Annotated in this window: 22 protein-coding genes; 3 read left to right on the top strand and 19 right to left on the bottom strand. The window is 50.2% G+C overall.

All coding sequences use genetic code 11. From position 1 onward, the window contains the following. Positions 1 to 12: 12 nt before the first annotated feature. The 18 genes from coaBC to AC15IQ_RS09800 all read right to left on the bottom strand — a co-directional run bounded on the left by coaBC (position 13) and on the right by AC15IQ_RS09800 (position 17,027). Positions 13 to 1,215, bottom strand: coding sequence for a bifunctional phosphopantothenoylcysteine decarboxylase/phosphopantothenate--cysteine ligase CoaBC (coaBC, locus tag AC15IQ_RS09885; protein ID WP_483178863.1), 1,203 nt, complete (start codon positions 1,213 to 1,215; stop codon positions 13 to 15). Between the two features lies 1 nt (position 1,216). Next, positions 1,217 to 1,426 (bottom strand): DNA-directed RNA polymerase subunit omega, encoded by a 210-nt coding sequence (rpoZ, locus tag AC15IQ_RS09880; protein ID WP_483178861.1) that lies wholly within the window; start codon positions 1,424 to 1,426, stop codon positions 1,217 to 1,219. 7 nt (positions 1,427 to 1,433) lie between these two features. Beyond that, positions 1,434 to 2,024 (bottom strand): guanylate kinase, encoded by a 591-nt coding sequence (gmk, locus tag AC15IQ_RS09875; RefSeq protein ID WP_483178860.1) that lies wholly within the window; start codon positions 2,022 to 2,024, stop codon positions 1,434 to 1,436. Positions 2,025 to 2,043: 19 nt separating this feature from the next. Next, a complete protein-coding gene (gene remA / locus AC15IQ_RS09870; RefSeq protein ID WP_483178858.1) occupies positions 2,044 to 2,304 on the bottom strand; it encodes an extracellular matrix/biofilm regulator RemA in 261 nt (86 codons plus the stop codon). 30 nt (positions 2,305 to 2,334) lie between these two features. Beyond that, positions 2,335 to 3,213, bottom strand: coding sequence for a YicC/YloC family endoribonuclease (locus AC15IQ_RS09865; protein WP_483178857.1), 879 nt, complete (start codon positions 3,211 to 3,213; stop codon positions 2,335 to 2,337). Between the two features lie 101 nt (positions 3,214 to 3,314). Beyond that, positions 3,315 to 6,023 (bottom strand): calcium-translocating P-type ATPase, SERCA-type, encoded by a 2,709-nt coding sequence (locus tag AC15IQ_RS09860; protein WP_483178855.1) that lies wholly within the window; start codon positions 6,021 to 6,023, stop codon positions 3,315 to 3,317. 185 nt (positions 6,024 to 6,208) lie between these two features. Then, positions 6,209 to 6,838: a uracil-DNA glycosylase family protein gene (locus tag AC15IQ_RS09855; RefSeq protein ID WP_483178853.1), complete on the bottom strand. Its 630-nt coding sequence runs from the start codon at positions 6,836 to 6,838 to the stop codon at positions 6,209 to 6,211. Positions 6,839 to 6,905: 67 nt separating this feature from the next. After that, complete coding sequence (locus tag AC15IQ_RS09850) at positions 6,906 to 7,298, bottom strand: hypothetical protein (protein ID WP_483178852.1); 393 nt, start codon at positions 7,296 to 7,298, stop codon at positions 6,906 to 6,908. A 13-nt stretch (positions 7,299 to 7,311) separates the two neighbouring features. After that, positions 7,312 to 8,190 carry a C40 family peptidase gene (locus tag AC15IQ_RS09845; RefSeq protein WP_483178850.1) on the bottom strand — a complete coding sequence of 293 codons (879 nt, stop codon included), beginning with the start codon at positions 8,188 to 8,190 and terminating at the stop codon, positions 7,312 to 7,314. Positions 8,191 to 8,410: 220 nt separating this feature from the next. Further along, positions 8,411 to 9,256 (bottom strand): PHP domain-containing protein, encoded by an 846-nt coding sequence (locus AC15IQ_RS09840; RefSeq protein WP_483178849.1) that lies wholly within the window; start codon positions 9,254 to 9,256, stop codon positions 8,411 to 8,413. Between the two features lie 64 nt (positions 9,257 to 9,320). Further along, complete coding sequence (locus AC15IQ_RS09835; protein ID WP_483178848.1) at positions 9,321 to 10,238, bottom strand: dipeptidase; 918 nt, start codon at positions 10,236 to 10,238, stop codon at positions 9,321 to 9,323. 117 nt (positions 10,239 to 10,355) lie between these two features. After that, positions 10,356 to 10,616, bottom strand: coding sequence for a stage V sporulation protein S (locus AC15IQ_RS09830; RefSeq protein WP_054694695.1), 261 nt, complete (start codon positions 10,614 to 10,616; stop codon positions 10,356 to 10,358). A 117-nt stretch (positions 10,617 to 10,733) separates the two neighbouring features. Then, positions 10,734 to 11,519 (bottom strand): TIGR00282 family metallophosphoesterase, encoded by a 786-nt coding sequence (locus AC15IQ_RS09825; protein ID WP_483178846.1) that lies wholly within the window; start codon positions 11,517 to 11,519, stop codon positions 10,734 to 10,736. Positions 11,520 to 11,529: 10 nt separating this feature from the next. Then, on the bottom strand, positions 11,530 to 12,024 hold the full coding sequence (locus tag AC15IQ_RS09820; RefSeq protein ID WP_483178845.1) for a hypothetical protein: 495 nt from the start codon (positions 12,022 to 12,024) through the stop codon (positions 11,530 to 11,532). A gap of 134 nt (positions 12,025 to 12,158) precedes the next feature. Then, entirely contained in the window at positions 12,159 to 13,688 is a 1,530-nt protein-coding gene (gene rny / locus AC15IQ_RS09815) for a ribonuclease Y (RefSeq protein ID WP_483178844.1), read from the bottom strand. A gap of 382 nt (positions 13,689 to 14,070) precedes the next feature. Then, a complete protein-coding gene (gene recA, locus AC15IQ_RS09810) occupies positions 14,071 to 15,096 on the bottom strand; it encodes a recombinase RecA (RefSeq protein ID WP_483179050.1) in 1,026 nt (341 codons plus the stop codon). A 102-nt stretch (positions 15,097 to 15,198) separates the two neighbouring features. Next, positions 15,199 to 15,759 (bottom strand): RNA 2',3'-cyclic phosphodiesterase, encoded by a 561-nt coding sequence (thpR, locus tag AC15IQ_RS09805; protein WP_483178842.1) that lies wholly within the window; start codon positions 15,757 to 15,759, stop codon positions 15,199 to 15,201. Next, complete coding sequence (locus tag AC15IQ_RS09800) at positions 15,756 to 17,027, bottom strand: competence/damage-inducible protein A (RefSeq protein WP_483178841.1); 1,272 nt, start codon at positions 17,025 to 17,027, stop codon at positions 15,756 to 15,758. Before AC15IQ_RS09800 ends, thpR begins: the two co-directional genes overlap by 4 nt. A gap of 165 nt (positions 17,028 to 17,192) precedes the next feature. On the opposite strand from AC15IQ_RS09800, the gene AC15IQ_RS09795 reads away from it, so the two are divergent. From AC15IQ_RS09795 to AC15IQ_RS09785, 3 genes are read left to right on the top strand one after another with little or no spacing between them, the layout of a single operon-like run. After that, complete coding sequence (locus AC15IQ_RS09795; protein ID WP_483178839.1) at positions 17,193 to 17,564, top strand: GntR family transcriptional regulator; 372 nt, start codon at positions 17,193 to 17,195, stop codon at positions 17,562 to 17,564. Beyond that, on the top strand, positions 17,564 to 18,259 hold the full coding sequence (locus AC15IQ_RS09790; protein WP_483178837.1) for an ABC transporter ATP-binding protein: 696 nt from the start codon (positions 17,564 to 17,566) through the stop codon (positions 18,257 to 18,259). Before AC15IQ_RS09795 ends, AC15IQ_RS09790 begins: the two co-directional genes overlap by 1 nt. Next, a complete protein-coding gene (locus tag AC15IQ_RS09785) occupies positions 18,249 to 19,031 on the top strand; it encodes a hypothetical protein (protein ID WP_483178836.1) in 783 nt (260 codons plus the stop codon). Before AC15IQ_RS09790 ends, AC15IQ_RS09785 begins: the two co-directional genes overlap by 11 nt. A 104-nt stretch (positions 19,032 to 19,135) precedes the next feature. On the opposite strand, the gene AC15IQ_RS09780 is transcribed toward AC15IQ_RS09785, so the two are convergent. Then, on the bottom strand, positions 19,136 to 20,605 hold the full coding sequence (locus tag AC15IQ_RS09780) for an AAA family ATPase (protein ID WP_483178835.1): 1,470 nt from the start codon (positions 20,603 to 20,605) through the stop codon (positions 19,136 to 19,138). Positions 20,606 to 20,610: the final 5 nt, after the last annotated feature.

The raw sequence follows: 20,610 nt of genomic DNA, 5'->3' as shown, positions 1-20,610 counted from the left end.
CCTTAATTTGGCTTACAGCATGGCTACTACTTTATCTATAATAGCTGCGGCTACATCCCTTTTACTCATCTTGGGAAGCGCGGTGCTCTCCCCGTCGCGGTCAATAAAAGTGACTATGTTAGTGTCGCTGGCAAAACCTGCGCCTTCTATGGTTATATCATTGGCAACTATAAAATCCAGGTTCTTGGCGGACAGCTTTTTGCGGGCATTTTCCATCAGATTTTCGGTTTCAGCCGCAAATCCCACCAAGATCTGGCCGGGTTGTTTTCTAGCGCCCAGATTCTTGAGTATATCCGGGGTGCCCACCAGTTCCAAGACCAGAGTCTGGTCCCTTTCGCCGGTTTTCTTGATCTTCTGTTCAGCCGCCCGGGCTACGGTGAAATCCCCTACCGCAGCCGCACCGATGATAATATCACAGGCTGGCTGATACTTGAGCATAGTGTCACACATCTCCTCTGCGCCCCATACCGAGACCACTTTGACCCCTTGCGGAGCAGGTAAATAGGTGCGTCCGCTGACTAGAATCACATCGGCTCCGCGAAATACCGCCTCTTCGGCGATGGCATAGCCCATTTTCCCGGTGCCGCGGTTGGAAATAAAACGCACCGGGTCTATGTCCTCGCAGGTTGTCCCGGCATTGATCAGGACCCGCTTGCCCATTAAATCAGTACGGGGAAAAAGCATGGTCTTAATCTGTTTATAAATCGCATCCACCTCAGGCAGGCGTCCTTCTCCGCTGACCCCGCAGGCCAGCATACCGGTTTCCGGATCCATGAAATTGACGCCCCTATTGATAAGCTTCTTAATGTTTTCCTGCACCATGGCATTGCGATACATATTGGTGTTCATGGCCGGTACTACCAGGATCGGGGCGGTGTTGGCCAACACGATGGTGGAAAGCAGATCATCTCCTAAGCCATGAGCCATTTTAGCGATGAAATTGGCGCTGGCTGGAGCGATCACCAGCAGGTCCAACTGCTCAGCCACCCCGATGTGCTGCACCTTCCACTCCTGCGAAGAAGTCCACATATCAGTCAATACTTCGCGCCCCGAAAGGGTTTTCATGGTCAAAGGGGTGATGAACTGTGTGGCTGCTGCGGTCATAATTACGATTACATCAATATCCTGTTCATCTTTCTTCAGCCTGCTGACCAGATCAGCCATTTTATAAGCGGCAATGCTGCCGGTAATACCTATACCTACTGTTCTCGGCATGTCAGTCCTCCCTGGAATCCGGCAGCAGTTCCACATTCAGTTTGCCGTTGCTGATCTCTTCTAAAGCCTCGGTGACCATGGTGGATAACCGGTTGTTTTCATTGTTCTTGTTCTGTTCCGACAAGACTCTGGCACGTTTGGCCACAGCAACCACCACCGCGTATTTGCTGGATGCGATCTGCATTATGTCTTTTGTAGACGGAGGTATCATGAAATAATCACCCCAGATTCAAGTTTTTCCTTTTACAGCGCTCCGCCATAATGATGGAACGCACCTTGTCAACCGCGTCTTCAACACGGTCGTTTACCACCACATAATCGTAATATTTGATATGGTCCATCTCTTGTTGGCAGGCCGCCAGCCTGATCTGTATGCTTTCTTCGGAATCATTGCCCCGCCCGCACAGGCGCCTGGAGAGTTCTTCCACTGAAGGTGGGGAGATAAAAATGAATACTCCCTGGGGCATTTTTTCCTTGACCTGCAGAGCTCCCTGTATATCGATCTCCAACAGCACATCTCTTCCCTGACTGAGCATAGAGGTTACATACTCATAAGGGGTGCCATAAAGGTTTCCATAAACCTGGGCCCATTCCAACAATTCTCCCCCGGCGATCATTTGTTGAAACCGTGCCGGGGTGACAAAAAAATAATCCAGGCCATCGACTTCCCCCGGCCGCGGGGCACGGGTAGTAGCCGAAATGGACATCTGTAGATCATCGACAAGTGGCATTACCGCATTCCTCACCGTGCCCTTACCCACCCCGGAGGGTCCGGATATGACGAAGAGAATGCCTGTTCTGGTGCTCAATTACAACACTTCCTAAAGGTTAGACTTCTTCATTAGTATCCTTGGAAGTCAATCGATTGGCTACAGTTTCCGGCTGAACGGCTGAAAGGATGACATGTGCGCTGTCGGAGATAATCACCGCTCTGGTTCTGCGTCCATAAGTAGCGTCGATCAGGATGCCTTTCTCCCTGGCCTCCTGAATTATCCTCTTGATGGGCGCAGATTCTGGGCTGACTATTGCCACGATGCGGTTTGCGGCTACGATATTGCCAAATCCAATATTGACTAACTTAATATCCATAGTACCCGGTTAAACCGGTTCACCTCCTAGCTATTCTATGTTCTGCAATTGTTCGCGAATCTTCTCCAGTTCTGCTTTAACATCGACTACCACCCGGTTCATCTCCAGGTCATTGGCTTTGGAGGATACAGTGTTGATCTCCCGAAACATCTCCTGCACCAGGAAATCACACTTGCGCCCTACTGATTCATCTGAATTCATCAATTCCTGTAAATGCATGATATGACTCTTAAGCCTTACCATCTCTTCGGTTACGTTAATGCGATCGGCGAATAAGGCTGCCTCCTGCAGGATGCGCTGTTCGTCTATGGATTCACTGGCGAGCAATTCGGCCAGACGGTTCCTGAGCTTGTTCAGGTACTCCTCCACTACCAGAGGTGAACGAGCTTCCAATAACTCAACGGCTCGTAATATCCCTTGATTACGAGCCAGGATGTCTCTGCTCAAATTAATACCTTCGCGGGTGCGCATTTCAACCAGGCTTGTCAGGGCTTGGTTTAAGGCTTCACGAGTCACTTGCCACACTATCTCCAGATTTTCTTCCTGGTCCTCCAGGCTGAAAACCTCTGGCAGCCGAAAAAGCTCAATAACGCTTATTTCCGGTGAAATATTTAGATTTCCTGCTAATTCCTTCAAATAGTTATAATAAGCTAAAGCCAATTCTTTGTCAACCTTAATGGCCCGCTTAGAATCTTCGGTTTTTTCGATAGTAAGGCTGATTTCTATGCGTCCCCGGGCCAACACTTGTTTGACTTCTTCCTTGACCTTTTCCTCTAAGATACTGTAACGCCGCGAGGTCCTGATGTGTACATCCAGGAAGCGGTGGTTGACCCCGCGCATCTCACAGTTAACCACATAACCCTGGCCGCGAACCTGGCTGCGGCCAAATCCGGTCATACTTCGTACCATACTGCACAACCCTTCATTATTAATAAGATTTGGAAAATTGTTTTACCGAATGCCTAATATTATACACTATTAGAAGAAGCTATGCCCAGCAATTGAGCATATTAGTCGGCAGGCAGCGAGGCAGGAGCCATGAGGCATTTATACAGATACCCCAGATAACGCCACAGCAGTTTGCTTCCGGTAATGACCAGAATTAAGCCCCATTGCCAGGCGTTGAGGGCACAGGTGAAAAAAATGTTCTGCAGGGCAGGCACATATAAAACTGATAGCTGCATGCTGATAGACAGGCATACCGCCAATACCAAAAAGTTGTTTTTGAAGAATCCCAGTTCAAATGGAGAGTATCGTTCTGAGCGGCATTCAAATACGTAGCACAATTGGGCGAAGACCAATGTGGTCAAGGCCATGCTGCGCGCTAATACGAGCGGTTCATCATAGTTCATCCATGATGCCGCAGCCATCCCTACCACAAACGCAAACAGTGTGACTGCCGCTATATAGACACCGCGGCTCAGGATAATCCATCCCAGACGGCGTGCAAATATGTTCTCACTGCGGGGTCGGGGTTTTTGGCTCATGATCCCGGGTTCAGGCGGTTCCAATCCTAAGGCCATAGCTGGCAGTCCATCAGTGACCAGATTGACCCACAATATCTGAATAGGCAGCAGGGGCATAGGCATTGCCAGGAGCGAAGCCAGAAACATCACCAGCACCTCGCCGATGTTGCAGCCCAAGAGATAGCGGATGAATTTACGGATATTGTCATAGATGGCACGGCCTTCGTGCACTGCTTTGACAATGGTGGAAAAATCATCGTCGGCCAGTATCATGGCGGCAGCTTCCTTGGTGACATCGGTGCCGGAAATCCCCATGGCCACCCCTATGTCGGCAGCCTTCAGAGCAGGAGCGTCGTTCACCCCGTCTCCAGTCATTGCCACCACTTGTTGCCTGGCCTGCAGCACCTTGACTATGCGGTGTTTGTGCTGTGGGGAGACCCGGGCAAAGACACGGGCTTGAAGCGCTCCGTCATACAATTCTTTATCTCCCAGGCGGTCGATCTCCATTCCGGTGATCACCGCTTTCCCGCCCATACCTACCTGCGAGGCAATAGCCTGGGCGGTCAAGGGATGATCGCCGGTGATCATCACTGGAACGACCCCCGCCTGAATGCACTCTGCTACCGACTGTGCCACCCCGGGACGGGGCGGATCTACTATGCCACAGATCCCCAAAAGGATCAGGTTGGATTCCAATTCCTGGTCGGTTAAGGTCTGGCTTTCCGCAAGCGAAATGTCACGATAAGCAAAACCAAGTACCCGCATAGCTTCCTGAGCCCACTCATCCTGCATCTGCAACAGCTTGTCGCGCTGTTCCCTGTTCAAAGCAACTGCCCGCCCATTGACCATAGCCTTGCTGCAGCGCGGCAGAAGCATATCCAGGGCACCCTTGGTCAATACCTGTAAACCGCCCTCACCATGGGTAACCACGCTCATCATCTTGCGCTCTGAATCGAAGGGGACCTCCCTGACCCTGGTATGCTCTGTTTCACCCAGCCCGGCCTTTAAGGCCAATACCTTCAGAGCGCCTTCGGTCGGATCCCCCTGTACAATATCCTCTCCGTAAAGTTTCTCCAGGTAGGCATTGTTGCAGTGAAAAGCAGCCATTAAAAGCTGTTTAAAGGCTTGATCGGCAACAGGCAGGTATGGCTGCCCATTCCAGGTAAACTCCCCCTGTGTCCGGTATCCTTGCCCCTTGACTTGCAGGACCCGATCCAAGGTGGATACTCTGGTGACCGTCATTTTATTCTGGGTCAGGGTACCGGTCTTATCAGAGCAGATCACTGTGGTGCAGCCCAGGGTCTCAACGGCGGAGAGACGCCTGACGATGGCGTGGTTTTTTGCCATGCGCTGTACCCCCAGGGCTAAAACCACCGTCACGATAGCTGGCAGACCTTCGGGGATAGCAGCTACTGCCAGGCTGATGCCGGTCAAAAGCATGGTCATAAGGTCCTCGCCCCGGTATATCCCCAGGAGAGCAACTGCCGAACATACTGCCAAACAAATTATTATAAGCATTTTGCCGAGCTGATCTAATTTGATCTGCAACGGGGTGGGGGCTGGTTTGGTTTCTGAGATCATCCGCGCTATCTGCCCCATCACAGTGCGCATTCCAGTCTCCACCACCACTGCAGTGCCTCGTCCGCGGGTAACCGTAGTTCCCATAAAGGCCATATTGATTTGATCTGCCAAAGGAGTCGAGGCCGCCAGCAGGGAATCGGCCACTTTACTTACCGGAATTGATTCCCCAGTCAGAGGCGACTCATCTATTTCCAGATTACTCACTGCGGCTAAACGCAAGTCAGCCGGTACTTTATCACCGGTTTCCAGGTAGACTATGTCCCCGGGCACTAATTCTGCGGCCGGAACCTTGCGGCGCTGCCCGTCCCTTAATACCAAGGCATACGGCGATGCCATTTTTTTAATCTCTTCCAGAGAGCGCTCAGCACGGAATTCCTGGACAAAACCCAGCAGGGCATTTAATACCACAATAGCCATAATGGTAAAAGCATCCGCCATGTTGCCCACCAAACCTGAGATAACGGTAGCGCCGAGAAGAACCAGCACCATGGTATCGGTAAACTGGCCCAGCAACATAACTAAAGGGTTTTGCCTATGTCCTTCTTCGAGGATATTAGGATACTGTTGCTGCAGGGTTTGCACCTGATGTGTCAAGAGGCCTTTATCAAGCCTGGTGTGCAGCTGTTTGACGGTCTGTTGGACAGAATTTTGGTGCCATAGGGTTTGGCTCATGGTAGGCCCCCGTTTGCTCTTTTTGAATAGTTATTCAAGCAAATGGGGCGAAAGAACGGTAGACAGGCAAAAGGGGCACTGACAAGTCTTGCCAAACTGGGCTATAAGGCGACAGGTAGCGGTCGGCTCTAAGCTGAAGCCGCATACCAGCACTGATCTAACGGCAGAATTACAATAAATGCAAGTCAGGCGGAACAGGAGGAGGCCAGTTGACGGCATTCATCACTGGTGAATAACTTTTCATTGTGGGCGACTATGAAGCTGCGCTGGTTGGAATAAAAGAACTGTCCCGGCGATAAGCAGTCAAATATGCCATAGCATTTGAGCACAAACTCACCTACCCGCTCTCCCATGAGCAGCACATAGCGGGGGGACAATATTTCGATCTCCTCTATCAGATAAGCCAAGCAATTGATGATTTGCGCAGTGTCCGGTTTGACGTGAACACCGGTGCAGGGTTCTTCAGTAAGTATGCAATGATAATCCTTGTCAAGAAGTTTGCTGTCAGTATAGCAGCACACACTGTGCCGTGTAGAGCAGACCTTGGGGGTGCAACGCATCATATAAGTGTGATAAATCCGGTCTGCACCAAAACAACTCTTTATCAGCCGGCGCAGTTCTATAACCCGTTCCAGGTCGGCAGTATACTGGTTTTCAGTCTCAAAAACGATCATGATATCAGGATGCAATTCACCTTTGCCCATGGCCGGTCGACGCACACAATGCAGTTGTTCCGGGCAGCGGCGGCATTCGGAGATGCGGTCCTCCAGATCGATGATACGCCGGATATTTTCCTCCCTGAAACCGTTGACCAAAATTTGACCTCCCACCCCAGTATTACGAACTGTAACAATTGGACTTCGGCTTATCTACGCCAAATTACTAGTCTATTTTATAAAGATATTCTCTGGTGCGGGGATTGATGCCCCAGGTTGCATCAGATAGTTTATTGGTTATGTAACTGCGCATGTTGTCATCTAGATCAGGATCGACTATGTCCATAATCAGATAAAAAACTCGTAATACATCATTCATATTCATCATTAAGCGTTTAGCGGGTGCCTTTTTAAGGACGTCTTCTTTACGACCGTAGAAATAGATCATCCTCTTTATTACCCAGAGCATCTCCACATTGGACCAGGCCTTCTGCTGCAGCAGTTCCTCCAGGAGAGCATCAGGTCCCTGGCTGTATTCACGTTCCTCCATGGCCTTCCATTCCAGGCTGCCAAAAATCGTTTTCGGCAGAAAAAGCAAGCCTTCATTCTCTTCTGGCATCGTTGTCCCCCATTTACTGGATTATACGCCTGGCTCCGTAGTAGGAGCGGCTATAATAACTTTCTGACAGGGATGAATAAATGACTCCCCCGCTGCGCGGCGAACTGGAGTGAATGAACTGACCGCTGCCAGTATAGATCCCTACATGGTCAATACTAGAGCTATAGCATTTGAAGAACACCAAATCTCCCGGCTGAAGGTTGCTCTTGGCCACTGCGGTACCCAATCCATATTGCGCCGCAGCAGTTCGTGGCAGGCTATATCCATTCTGTTTAAACACATACTGCGCGAAACCTGAACAATCGAAGCCTCCCGGCCCGCTGCCTCCATATTTGTACGGGGTGCCTAAATGTTGCGCGGCCGTTTTGAGAATACGCATGTAGGTATCCGGCGCACCCGAACGGGATACAGCGACTGGTTCGGGAAGAATGCGCAAAGTAACCCCTGCATCTAGGATGTCACTTTGCAGATTATTTATTTGCATCAAATAGCTTACGGAGATCCCGTATTGAGCAGCTACTGTGGCCAGACTATCACCGGGCTCTAACACATATTGTTGTTCCCCGGTGGTTGGGGTTGGGTCCGGGGTTGCCAAAGTTTGTACTACCGGAGCGGATGCGGTCACTGTGGCTTGGTTTACCCGCAGGGTCTTCCCGGCCTGTATAAAATCACTCTGGAGATTGTTCAGAGCTTTGAGTTGATCAACTGTCATGTTGAATTTAGCAGCAATGGAACCCAGACAATCGCCGGATTGGATGGTATAGGTGCCGTCAGCGGCTGAACCGGCAGGAGAAGTGGCCGGGGCTTGGGGCGCGCTGTTGCGGAGCTTAAGTACATCGCCTATCTGCAGTTTATCACTGCTGAGGCCATTAAGACTTATTAAATATTCCACAGTAATACCATTTTGGTTAGCAATTTTCCATAATGAATCACCCGATTGGACAGTATGAGTAAGTGGCTGAGCCACGGCCATTGTCGAGGAGGATGCCCATAGTAGAAAGCTCAGTGAAATTGTTACAAATTTTCTCAAGATATCCTACCCTTTCCAGAATATTACCAATAATGTAGTATATTCTACAAAACCGGATAATCTCCTGCCCAGGGAAGGATTTTTATTGAGTTTTTCGACTTATTGCTCTCTTGTAAGCCCTGATTTTGGCCATGTAGTCGGCAGTTATTCCTGCAGAGCCCAACCGGTTGCGCGAATCATCGCCTTTTGTGCCGTGAAAGTCAGAGCCCCCAGTCACCAGCAGTCCCCGGCGCGCTGCCACATCCAGAAAATAATCGGTTTCCCCAGTACTGTGTTCGGGGTAAAAAGCCTCCACGCCTTCCACCCCCAGGTCTAGAACCTCTTCTACTAATCGAGGTTGACGCAGCAGACCAGGATGGGCCAACACAGTTATGCCCCCGGCGGCATGGATCAATTCGATGGCTTTCTGAGGGGTGAAGCGGTAGCGCGGCACATAAGCCGGGCGGCCTCGGCCAATAAGCTTATTAAAGGCTTCACGGATAGAAAAAACATAGCCTTTTTCCATCAAGGCTAGAGCCACATGGGGCCTGGCGATCAAATCCTCGCGGGCCAGTTTTTGCACCTCTTCAAAAGTGATCATATAGCCCATATCACGTAAACGGGATACCATACGCCGGGCTCGCTCAAACCGGGCCGCTTTGATGTCCTGCAGATTGTCCAACAGTGGCCGGCACCGATAATCTATATAGTAGCCCAGGATGTGGATCTCCCCTGCTTCGACTTCGGTATTGAGTTCGATTCCCGATATCAATTCCAGATCAAGATGCTCCTTTGCCAGGCACGCCCAAGCTGTATGCAACCCATCTACGGTGTCATGGTCTGTTATGGCGATTCCCGGCAGCTTCATTTGCGCAGCTTGGCGCAGCACCTCGGTTGGGGTGAACAATCCGTCTGATGCACTGCTGTGAATATGCAGGTCATATACCATGTTTTCACCTCTCTACAGCAATCTCTTAAGCGTAGCCGTTTATATTATATACCATCAAGTATTATCATGCAGAGAATACCCTTTTCAAGAAATCCAGGGCATTGTCATGCATAACCGCCTGGCACTCTGACTCACTGAAGCCCCTCTTTAAAAGACGCTGTTCTAATTGCTTATATTCTTCCACACCTGCCAGGACGAGCTTATCTGCTCCGTCAAAATCCGATCCCAAGGCCACATGCCTGATTCCGACCAATGAGGCGATATAATCGATATGGTCTACCAGCCGGTCCAGATCAGGGTTCTCTGCCTCTACGAAGTCAGGCACCAGGTTCACCCCGATGATCCCCCCATGCTCACTTAAGGCCAGGATTTGCCGGTCATTTAAGTTGCGGGGATGGCCACACAGAGCGTAGGCATTGGCATGGGAGACCATGGCCAGACCACTGAAACAGTCCAGGGCTTGATAATAACTGCTTTCCGCCACATGTGCCAGGTCTAGAATGCTTCCCAGGGATTCCATGCGGGCCAGGAGATTCCTCCCTATGGTACTTAGGCCAGCCGGTTCTTTGTCCAGGACCCCGCCTGCAAAGGCATTATTGTAATTCCAGGTTAGACCCAGGCTGCGTACCCCCAGCTGATGAAACAGCGGCCACAGCGCTGCTTCTTTCCCCAGAGCATCGGCACCTTCCAAGTGCAATATACAGGCCAACTGGCCGTGTGCTAATGCCATGGATAGGTCTTCTGGCTTTTCCACCACCCGTGCCCCCATGGCTTCGTTGAACTGGGATTGAAAGGTAGCAATTTGGTGTAAAATCGCTCTCAACACCACATTATCATCCTGGTCATGCTTAAAAAGGGCAAAGAACTGGGCTGTCATGCCTGCATCCAGGGCCCTTGTTATATCAAAATGAAAAGGATTTTGCCAAAGGGTATGATTGCTCTCAACCACCCGCGATAATGTGTCACAATGCAGATCGATCATGGAATACCTCCCGTTATGATCCTGAAATATGCCCGCTCGCATTGAAAAACAATAACCTGCCATATCAGCAGGTTATCAACTTTGTCCTCTAATTATTTCTAAATAGTCTGGCTTATTTTACCGCGGCTCTATGATAAGCTTGATCGCCGTCCTCTCTTCGCCATCTATCATTATATCAGTAAATGCCGGTATACAGATGAGATCCATACCGCTAGGAGCAACGAATCCTCTCGCTATCGCTATTGCCTTGATTGCCTGGTTGATGGCACCCGCTCCAATTGCTTGTATTTCTGCAGCTCCTTTTTCTCTTAGTACGCCTGCAAGTGCTCCTGCAACGGAATTTGGACTCGATTTTGCTGAGACTTTTAATACTTCCATCTAATAACCCTCCTCCTCATATCTTTATATAGGCGCGTTGCTCCCTACATCTATATTCTAAATGGAAGCATCAATTCCTTCTTTTGAGAGTCTAATGAGCTGGATAATTTTTCATAATCATTCGTTGAGTAGCTTTGAGATTCGTGTGATTTTGCTCACCTGGTAGCTATCCTCATCGACAGTCAGTAAAACCCCTTCAAGCTGGGCTTTGCCACTTGCTACTTCCAGACGCACCGGACGGCCAGTAAGGAATTTTTCCAGGACCAGCTCTTTTTTCATTCCCAAAACCGACTCATACGGTCCGGTCATACCCAGGTCGGTAATATAGGCAGTGCCCCCCGGCAGGATACGCTCATCACTAGTCTGTATATGCGTATGGGTTCCTAATACCGCCTGCACCCGGCCATCAAAATAATGGCCGAAGGCAACCTTCTCGGAGGTGGCTTCGGCATGAAAATCCACTATGATTATGTCGGCCTTGCCCTCGATTTCGGTTAACACCTCGTTCACAGCAACAAAAGGACAATCCAAAGGAGGTAGAAATACCCGCCCGGAAGCGTTTATCACCGCTATCCTGGTGCTGAACCCGGCCTTGTATATGTGATAACCCTGGCCCGGGCAGGGGCCTGGATAGTTAAGCGGTCTGATCAGGCGGGGTTCGTCATCAATAATACGAAAAATATCCTTGTTATCCCAAACATGGTTGCCCATGGTTAAGACATCAATCCCGGTAAACAGCAATTCATGCATAACATCGCCGGTTAAGCCCCGACCTCCAGAGGCGTTTTCAGCATTGGCGATCACAAAATCTATCTCAAATTCCTGCCTGAGCACCGGCAACAGATTCTTGACCGCACGCCGTCCAGGTCTGCCCACGATATCTCCGATAACCAGAATGTTCAAAGTTCAGCCCTCACTTATTGAAGACCAGCACTCTTCCCCCTTCCCGATAGGAGAGAAAGCGATTAGTCTCCGCGTCTTCTCTACTTATCTTCTGTATTAAGTTCCTCTTTACCTTCCTCTTTAAAGATTCTTCTATCTCCATATTGTTGCTGTCGCGATAGACTTGATTTTTAAAGGCGTCCGCCAGCAGTGTTATGTAAAGCTGGATTTCTTCCTCGGAGACAGTATAGCTATCGCGGTGGTAACGCAATAAAATAAGCCCGGGCGCATAATGTCGATATTCTAAGCTAATCCACCGGGGCTCGGTGCCTTTAAAACTATGAAACAGCTTTACAGCAGCTATGACCTGCTGTTCAAATGCGGTTTGTTTTTCGGAACTCAATTCGCCTTGTAGTGCGGCCTCAAAGATCAAATGTTCATGATCGGCTTCATATCTCACAGCACTTAGCTCGGGATAATTCAGGCTGGCACTTATGAAGACATCCAGACCGGAATCCTGATACATATGTATTTTCTCCTTAAACTGCGTAATATAAACGAATTCTGCAAGAGGGGAGAAAATCCTGCTCATTAAAATATGTAAAATATAGAAAACAGGGCTCTTATGAGCCCTGTTCCATGATTTTGGCTAGTGGGTAATTATTTGGCATACTCCACCGAACGGGTCTCACGGATAACGATAACCTTGATCTGTCCGGGATAATCTAGATCTTGCTCCACCTTGCGGGCAATATCCCGGGCCATATTGATGGACTGCAGGTCATCGATCTGTTCCGGTTTGACGATTATGCGCACCTCGCGTCCGGCCTGAATAGCGAAGGACTTGTCGACTCCTTCGAAGGAATCGGCCAGGTTCTCCAGTTTTTCCAGGCGCTTGATATAGGCCTCCAGGGTTTCGCGGCGGGCACCGGGACGGGATGCTGAGATGGCATCAGCAGCCTGCACCAGGACAGCCTCAATGCTCTCCGGCTCGATATCATTGTGATGAGCCGCTATGCAGTGAATGACCTCTTTGCTCTCGCGGTATTTCTTGGCCAGTTCCACCCCGATCTCTACATGGGGTCCGGAGATTTCATGGTCAACTGCCTTGCCGATATCGTGCAACAGACCAGCCCGTTTGGCCAGGGCTATGTCTACCTCCAATTCCGCAGCCATAACACCGGCCAGATGTGCTACCTCAATGGAATGTTTGAGCACATTCTGTCCATAACTAGTGCGATATTTCAGTCGACCCAGGAGCTTTATCAGTTCGGGATGCAGGTTGTGCACACCCACCTCAAAGGCAGCTCCTTCTCCGGTTTCGCGGAGTTCTTGATCCAGCTCTTTCTGAGCTTTCTCCACCATCTCTTCGATGCGGGCGGGGTGGATGCGGCCATCGGAAACCAGGTTCGAAAGGGCCTTGCGGGCTACTTCACGGCGTATGGGATCAAACGAAGAGAGAATGACCGCTTCCGGGGTGTCATCGATGATCAAGTCCACCCCGGTCTGGGTTTCAAAAGTCCTGATATTGCGTCCCTCCCTGCCGATGATGCGACCTTTCATTTCATCATTGGGCAGGGCTACTACCGACACCGTGGTCTCTGAAACCACATCAGCCGCACATTTTTGAATCGCCAGGGAGACAATGTTTTTGGCCCGTTTGTTGCCCTCTTCACGAGCTTCCGCTTCCAGGGTCTTGATCAAACTGGCCGTTTCCTGACGAATCTGTTGTTCCACGTTATATAACAGTAAATCTTTGGCTTCTTCAGATGTCAGCCCGGACAGTCTTTCCAGCTCCTTAAGCTGTTGCGACATCACGGTCTGCAAGTCCTGATTGGTCTTTTCTGCATCCCTGATTTTATCCTGCAGTTGGTTCTCCTTAATCTCCACATTCTCGTTCTTTCTGTCCAACTGCTCTTCTTTTTGGATCAGGCGCCGCTCTAAGCGATCCAGTTCCCGGCGTCGTTCCCGGATCTCCTTCTCAGCCTCCTGGCGGTTGCGATGCAGTTCCTCTTTGCCCTCCAGCAGAATTTCCTTTTTTCGAGCCTCCGCAGCTTTAGCGGCCTCATCCACGATGCGATGCGCCTCCTCTTCTGCAGCACCCAGGCGGCTTTCTGCTATTAAGCGTCGGCCATAATAGCCGGCGATTAAACCAATGGCCAAAGAAAGGGTTATAACAATAAACTGCAATAAAGTGTTGATTCGTGTTCACCTCCTTAAAATATTTTGCGAATCCTTTTTATTTGACAAACAAAAAACCAGGTCAATACCTGGTTTTACGAAGTATCATATCCATTTTCTCACCCATAACGGAAGGCCGATGGAGAATCCTCTCTCCCAGAAATCCATCCCTCATTGCACCGCTATGCAAGCTTGCTCAACCTACAAGACTATTTTAAATATATTTAAATGATCCAGTCAGGCCTATTCCCCAGTACTTGTCTGCCTGTTTGTCACTTTTCATCAGTGTAAATATATATAAATCTGGCCGTCTTTTTGGTCAAGGTAATTCTTTAGATAGGATACTTCTACCAGAGTCCTATCTAAATTTTATTTACTTTCAACTACAGTGTCAAGATTCCAGTTCTGTTGTACGTTGGGCACGGCCTGCCGCCAATTTCTCACGGATCAGATTCTGAAGATTCCTGGCAAAGTCTGGATTATTTCTCAGGTATTCTTTGGCGTTCTCCCGGCCCTGTCCCAAACGCTCACCCTGATATGAAAACCAGGAACCGCTCTTCTGTACGATCTCCATGTCAGTGGCAATGTCTAGCAGGTCGCCCTCTCGGGATATACCGCTGCCGTACATGATATCGAACTCCGAGGTCTTAAAGGGCGGAGCCACCTTATTCTTGACGATTTTTACCTTGGTGCGGTTGCCGATCAACTCCGAACCCTGCTTGATGGTATCCCCCTTGCGCACCTCCATACGCACCGAAGAGTAGAATTTTAGTGCCCGGCCCCCGGAGGTCGTTTCGGGATTGCCATAGACTATTCCCACTTTTTCACGGATTTGATTGATAAAAATACAGGTTGTCCTGGATTTGCTGATATGGGCGGTCAATTTACGCAGGGCTTGCGACATCAAGCGAGCTTGCAATCCGACGTGCACGTCACCCATTTCACCATCTAGTTCCGCTCTGGGAACCAGGGCTGCAACCGAGTCAACCACGATAACATCGATAGCTCCGCTTCTGACCAGGGCTTCGGCTATCTCCAGAGCCTGTTCGCCGCTGTCCGGCTGGGCCACCAACAGATTGCTGATATCCACCCCCAGCCGTTTGGCATAGAGCGGGTCCAAAGCGTGTTCGGCATCTATGAAGGCCGCCATACCACCCTGGGCCTGAGCTTCAGCGATAGCATGCAAGGCCACCGTGGTTTTGCCGGAAGATTCAGGTCCGAATATCTCTACCACTCGCCCCCGCGGGAGGCCCCCTACTCCCAGTGCCAGGTCAATTGACATGCATCCTGTGGAGATAACTTCCACATTCATGGCGGCATTTTCACCTAGGCGCATAATGGCGCCTTTGCCGAACTGCTTCTCGATATTTTTGATGGTGCTGTTTAAGGCCTCCACCTTGCCTTGATTACCCTCCATCTTGTCCACAGGATCTCCCCCTCAAACATATGTTCGCTTTACCTGATTATAAACGATTGTTTTCGTCGCTGTCAATGCACATTTTGTAAATTACTGGTAAACTTAGCCGCGCAGAGCATAGGCTTGATCTACCTTGTATTCGGGTCCTTCCTTGGAGAGCCGGCTTTCCATCAAATAGAAAGCCTGCACCGCAAACAACCCGCTCCTGGTGACAGTATCCAACTGGTCAGCCTGATGCAATAAAGCATCAATATTTCGCTCTGAACGCACCCTGCCCAGGGTGATGTGGAAACGGTGGCTTTTCTCGGGTTCAAAACCTATATCCTGCAGATACACATCAATGCGTTCTGCCAGAAACTCAGCTTTATCCAGATCACCATCCAATCCCATCCAAACCACCCGGGGTTTCCGCTTGTTGGGGAAGAAGCCCAACCCATTTACTTTGAGATAAAAAGGCGGACAGTACTCGCTCACCTGCCGGAGACGCTCCCTGATCCTGGCCAGCTGCTGCTCATCTACATCGCCCAGGAATTTAAGGGTGAGGTGGTAATTCACATACTCCACCCATTTCACATCCGGGTTGGCACGGGCCAATTGCACCCGGACCTGTTCAGCCTGATCCTTAACTACCCTCGGTGCAGGGATGGCCACAAATGCCCTCATTGTCCGCCCCCCCCGCTCATCAGCCGGCGCCGCACCAGATCCAGGGCGCTTTTCGCAGCCAGGGTGCGAATCCCATTGCGATCACCGACAAATCTCATCTCCTTCACTTCCAGGTTGTCTTTGCAGGCCAGGCCGATATAAACCAGGCCAACCGGTTTTGCCTCATTGCCCCCATCCGGGCCGGCTATTCCGGTGATTGATACTGCTATATCCGCGCCGGAGCGCTGGCGCATACCCAATGCCATCTCGGCGGCGGTCTGTTCGCTGACAGCGCCATATTTCTCCAGGGTTTCCGGCTTTACTCCCAAGAGCCCCTGCTTGGCCTCATTGCTGTATGATACCACCGACCCCCAAAAATACTGAGAGCTGCCGGGCAGATCGGTGATCATTTTACTCAATAACCCGCCACTGCAGGACTCCACTGCAGCCAGGGTCAGCCTCTTCTCGGTCAGATGCCGGGCCACTACCCCAACCAGAGTGTCGTCACCCTCACATACGATGTTTATACCGAGCGCATCTCGGATGCGCTGGCTCAGTTGATTCAGGCGACGCGCGGCCCGCTCTTGGTCATCCTGGCAATTTCCACTGTCCACAGTGATTTTTATTAGTATCTCTCCTTCCTGGGCTAACAGTGCGATGCCATAATCTGCACCTTTATCCAGGATTCCGCTCAATATATCTTCCACCTGGGATTCGCCTGGCCCCAAAACCCTGATGACCCTGGATTGCGAAGCCGGGCCGGTCATAATCTCATCCCCCCGCAGCAGGGGTTCCGCAGCATTTAGGTACATATCCTGCATCTCTCGGGGAGGTCCGGGCAGCAGTATCAATACCTTGCCATCCTGGGCCAGATACATCCCCGGGGCTGTCCCGAGGCGGTTTTTCAATACGGTAGCCTGCGGCGGAAACATGGCTTGTTTGCGGTTGCTGTCTGTCATCCGACGGTTGCGTTTGGCGAAAAAAGATCTGATGGTCTCAAGCTCTTCCTCCACCAGTTGTAATTCGCAGCCCATCAATTCACAGGCCACTTCTTTGGTGAGATCATCGCGTGTCGGCCCCAGGCCCCCCGAGGCAACTACCAGATCGGCCAGATCCAGGCCAGTTTTAAATGCGGCCGTCATGGTTTCGCGGTTGTCCCCCACGATGCTCTTGCCCATCACCTTTATGCCCAATTCTCCGAGTTTCTGAGCTAGAAACATGGAATTGGTATCCACTGTAGTACCCAGCAAAAGCTCGGTTCCGGTGGATATTATATAAGCCTTTTTCATGCTCGTTTTTCAACTCCTTTAATCCATCCTTATTATTATAAGCATTTTCTGCTGATAGGACACCAGAAGTATAGCTTCTTCCATTCATTCCTCAATAAAGCGTTTGCAAATCAAATATGGTTATAGTACACTAGTGTTATAGTACACTAGACGGGAGGTGAGCCAGTGTCTTTCGACCCTTCACGACCTATTTATCGCCAAATCATCAGCGAATATCTAAAAAAGATGATTCGCGGCGAACTTAAATTCGGTGATAAAATTCCCTCTCAGCGCGAATATGCCGAGATGGCCCGGGTCAATCCCAACACCGTTCAGCGGGCTTATCGGGAAATGGAACAACAAGACCTGGTGGAAACTTTGCGCGGTCAAGGAACCTTTGTGAAAATTTCAGAACAAAACCTGGAACATAGCAAAGCCCAACTGGCCAGAGAATATGTGCAGCAGTATCTGCTGGAAATGCGCGAACTGGGCTTTGATAACCAGGAGATAGTAAAGCAGTTGATAGACCAGATCGAACTACAAGGAGGTAATGATTAGTGATCGAGTTCCAGCAGGTAAGCAAGAGATTCGGCCGCACTGTGGCCTTAAATGATTTTTCAGCGCAGTTTAGGGCGGGAAACATAAGCGGGTTGTTCGGTCCCAATGGCGCTGGCAAATCCACAGCCTTGAAAATGATCGCCGGGCTTAACCGACCAGATTCCGGACGTGTATTGATCGACGGAGGAAGCCCGCAGGATCTCAAGATGAAAGTGGCTTTTTTGCCTGAAATCGACCATTTTTACAGTTGGATGGATATACGGCAGGCGGCGCGGTTTTTGCAATCATTCTATGCCGACTGGGATGAAGTGAGATTTGGGGAGCTCATGGAATACTTAAATCTGAATAAGGATATGAAAATTTCGGCTATCTCCAAAGGACAACGTGCCAAGGTCAAACTTTTGCTGACCCTGTCCCGTCGAGCGCCATATGTTCTGATGGATGAACCCCTGTCCGGGATCGATGTGCTCACCAGAGAGGAAATCATAAAGACCCTGATCCGCGATTTTCGTGAGGGCGAGCAGAGCATAATCATATCCACCCATGAAATCGCCGAGGTTGAAGGCATAGTTGATGAGGTTATATTTATCCGGCAGGGTTCTGTCCAGCTTCAGGGAAATGCTGAAGACCTGCGCCAGGAGCGGGGTATGTCCCTGCTAGAAATTATGAAGGAGGCATTTCGTCATGCAGGCTAATGGTTATCGGATGTTTTCCGCCCTATACCGCAAAGAGCTGCGCGAACTGGCCATAGACATAGTAATCGTAACCGTACTGGCGGTACTGGTCAATGTATATCTTTTTTTCAAATTGAATCATGGCCCTTATGTGCATTTACTCATAGTGCCCAATCTGATGCTTTTGGGACTGGCCGGCTTGCTGCCTTTTATCTCCTCTTTCAAGCTGATCTCCCGAGAATGGAAGAGCAATACCATCTATATGCTGTTATCCCTGCCGGTCAAAGGAACTGCGGTATTGGGAGCTAAAGCCGCCGCTTTACTGACCCAATATGTGGCAGGGACTATGGCCGTGGCGGTCAGCTCGGTTCTGGTCAGTTTAGCCCTGGCCGGCCCGGAAATCGGTGCGGCTATCAGGCAATTATATATTCATCCGGAGATAAACTTGAATCAGTTGCTGGGCACGGGGATGCTCTGTTACATCCTCAGCATGGCGGGATTGGTTTATCTGGTGAGTATCAGTTTCGGCAGTCAGATGGTGGGCAAATTGGTGAGATCCCATTCAGGTCTGGTTACTTTGGTGGTTTTTATCGTCCTGTTGTATGTGGTACAGTATCTGGGCGCTCTGTTGGCATACCCATTCAGCCCTTATTTCTCATTGTTGCTGGCTGATCAGTGGACTGTGGCGGCCTTCAACAAGTTACTGCTCTTGTGCACCGTATCCTTATTAACTGCCAGCAGCTTCATCTATCTGGGCTCAGTTTGGATCTATAACCACCGCATCGAACTGTAGGCAGGGGTGGTTCTTGAAGGGCTCATTCGGTTTGGGTACAGGATGGCTATCAACCAATGCGGGTATGGGGACGGGCACAAAACCGTCCCATGCCCGTTTGTAAGCTAGTTGATGAGTTCCACAAAGCGCTGTCGGTCTATGGTCTCCTCTTTCTGAATACTGGACGCCAGTGACAATAGGGACTCCTTTTTATCCAGCAAAGTTTTAATGGTCCGTTCCTCAAGGTCCATGATGATTTGCTTGCACTCTTTAAAGAGGCTGTCCTGAGGAAGGTCATCGGCATGTACGATTCCCAAGGAGGATAATCCCGCCTCCACTATTTGCCGGGCAGTGTCCCAGCAGACTTTGAAATCACCTCGGGCTCCGGTGCTGCGGTTGCCGTATTTGATTTCCTCGGCTGCTGCGCCTCCCAGGGCTATCATGATCTCATTCTCCAATTGCTCACGAGTATATAGATATTGGTCATCGGGAGGATTCTTGCGCATAAAGCCCAAGGCCTGGCCACGCGGCACTATAGTGACTGAGGATACCGAACCCGGCATCAAAGTCTCACTCAACAAGGCATGACCGCTCTCATGCACGCTGACCCGTTCAATTTCCTCTATAGAAGGCTTGCGGTCTAGTTTTTCACCCAGTATCACCTTATCGATGGCTTCATTGAAGTGATAACTCATAACCTGATGGCTTTTCTCCCGCATGGCCAGTATGGCGGCTTCATTGGCCAAGCTCTCCAGGTGGGCCCCGGAAAAGCCGAAGGTTGCAGCCGCGATAGTATCAAGATCTTCGTAGTTAGCCAGCGGTTTATTGCGGGTGTGAATCTCCAGTATCTTTCTGCGCCCCTGCCTGTCAGGCAGGTCGACCTGAACCTGGCGGTCAAAACGTCCTGGCCTTAAAAGAGCCGGATCCAGCATATCAGCGCGGTTGGTGGCCCCGATAAGCAGAATGCGCACTGAATCATCGGGATTGACACCATCCATCTCCACCAACAGTTGGTTCAAGGTCTGGTCGTATTCCATGTGACTGGTGTTCTTGCCCCTTTTAGCCCCCAGGATCTCCAATTCATCGATAAAGATTATGGCGCTGGAACTGTTCTGTTTAGCGGCTTTTTTGCGAGCCTCAGTGAATAATTGTCTAACTCGTTTCGCCCCTACCCCGGCATACATCTCAATGAACTCACTGCCTGAAGCGGCGATGAATACCGAACTGGTATAATTGGCCGCAGCTTTAGCCATCAGGGTTTTACCGGTGCCTGGCGGTCCGACTAAGAGTACCCCCTTCAGCGGCCTTATGCCCATCCTGCTGATCAGTTCAGGGCAGCGCAGGAACTCTAAGGCTTCGCCCAATTCATTTATGGCGGTATCCTGCCCCCCGATATCATCAAAGGAGATTTCCTGGCTGCGCTTTTTGCTCTGCTGTCCACCCAGAATGCTGAATCGGATCGCTCCCTGCATGTTCAAGAACATATAGGCGACAACCGCCAGCCCCCCAAACAGCATTAAGGGCATGATATTAACGTCGATAATGGCCAGGAAGACCAACACGGCAGCTCCCAGCCCTATCAAAATTTCTTTCATCTGCG

This window comes from Syntrophomonas sp. DTU019 (assembly GCA_913757435.1).
GTDB lineage: Bacteria > Bacillota > Syntrophomonadia > Syntrophomonadales > Syntrophomonadaceae > DTU019.
Note: the sequence above shows the minus strand (reverse complement) of the source record. Positions and strands in the feature narration are given on the sequence as shown.

What these genes read in the sequence shown, in the direction of transcription:
- AC15IQ_RS09780 (WP_483178835.1), bottom strand. Translation starts at nt 20,605, where the DNA reads ATGAAAGAAATTTTGATAGGGCTGGGAGCTGCCGTGTTGGTCTTCCTG.
- AC15IQ_RS09840 (WP_483178849.1), bottom strand. Translation starts at nt 9,256, where the DNA reads ATGGTATATGACCTGCATATTCACAGCAGTGCATCAGACGGATTGTTC.
- thpR (WP_483178842.1), bottom strand. Translation starts at nt 15,759, where the DNA reads ATGAGGGCATTTGTGGCCATCCCTGCACCGAGGGTAGTTAAGGATCAG.
- AC15IQ_RS09785 (WP_483178836.1), top strand. Translation starts at nt 18,249, where the DNA reads ATGCAGGCTAATGGTTATCGGATGTTTTCCGCCCTATACCGCAAAGAG.
- rpoZ (WP_483178861.1), bottom strand. Translation starts at nt 1,426, where the DNA reads ATGATACCTCCGTCTACAAAAGACATAATGCAGATCGCATCCAGCAAA.
- AC15IQ_RS09820 (WP_483178845.1), bottom strand. Translation starts at nt 12,024, where the DNA reads ATGTATCAGGATTCCGGTCTGGATGTCTTCATAAGTGCCAGCCTGAAT.
- AC15IQ_RS09860 (WP_483178855.1), bottom strand. Translation starts at nt 6,023, where the DNA reads ATGAGCCAAACCCTATGGCACCAAAATTCTGTCCAACAGACCGTCAAA.
- AC15IQ_RS09835 (WP_483178848.1), bottom strand. Translation starts at nt 10,238, where the DNA reads ATGATCGATCTGCATTGTGACACATTATCGCGGGTGGTTGAGAGCAAT.
- remA (WP_483178858.1), bottom strand. Translation starts at nt 2,304, where the DNA reads ATGGATATTAAGTTAGTCAATATTGGATTTGGCAATATCGTAGCCGCA.
- AC15IQ_RS09850 (WP_483178852.1), bottom strand. Translation starts at nt 7,298, where the DNA reads ATGCCAGAAGAGAATGAAGGCTTGCTTTTTCTGCCGAAAACGATTTTT.
- recA (WP_483179050.1), bottom strand. Translation starts at nt 15,096, where the DNA reads ATGGAGGGTAATCAAGGCAAGGTGGAGGCCTTAAACAGCACCATCAAA.
- AC15IQ_RS09800 (WP_483178841.1), bottom strand. Translation starts at nt 17,027, where the DNA reads ATGAAAAAGGCTTATATAATATCCACCGGAACCGAGCTTTTGCTGGGT.
- coaBC (WP_483178863.1), bottom strand. Translation starts at nt 1,215, where the DNA reads ATGCCGAGAACAGTAGGTATAGGTATTACCGGCAGCATTGCCGCTTAT.
- AC15IQ_RS09830 (WP_054694695.1), bottom strand. Translation starts at nt 10,616, where the DNA reads ATGGAAGTATTAAAAGTCTCAGCAAAATCGAGTCCAAATTCCGTTGCA.
- AC15IQ_RS09865 (WP_483178857.1), bottom strand. Translation starts at nt 3,213, where the DNA reads ATGGTACGAAGTATGACCGGATTTGGCCGCAGCCAGGTTCGCGGCCAG.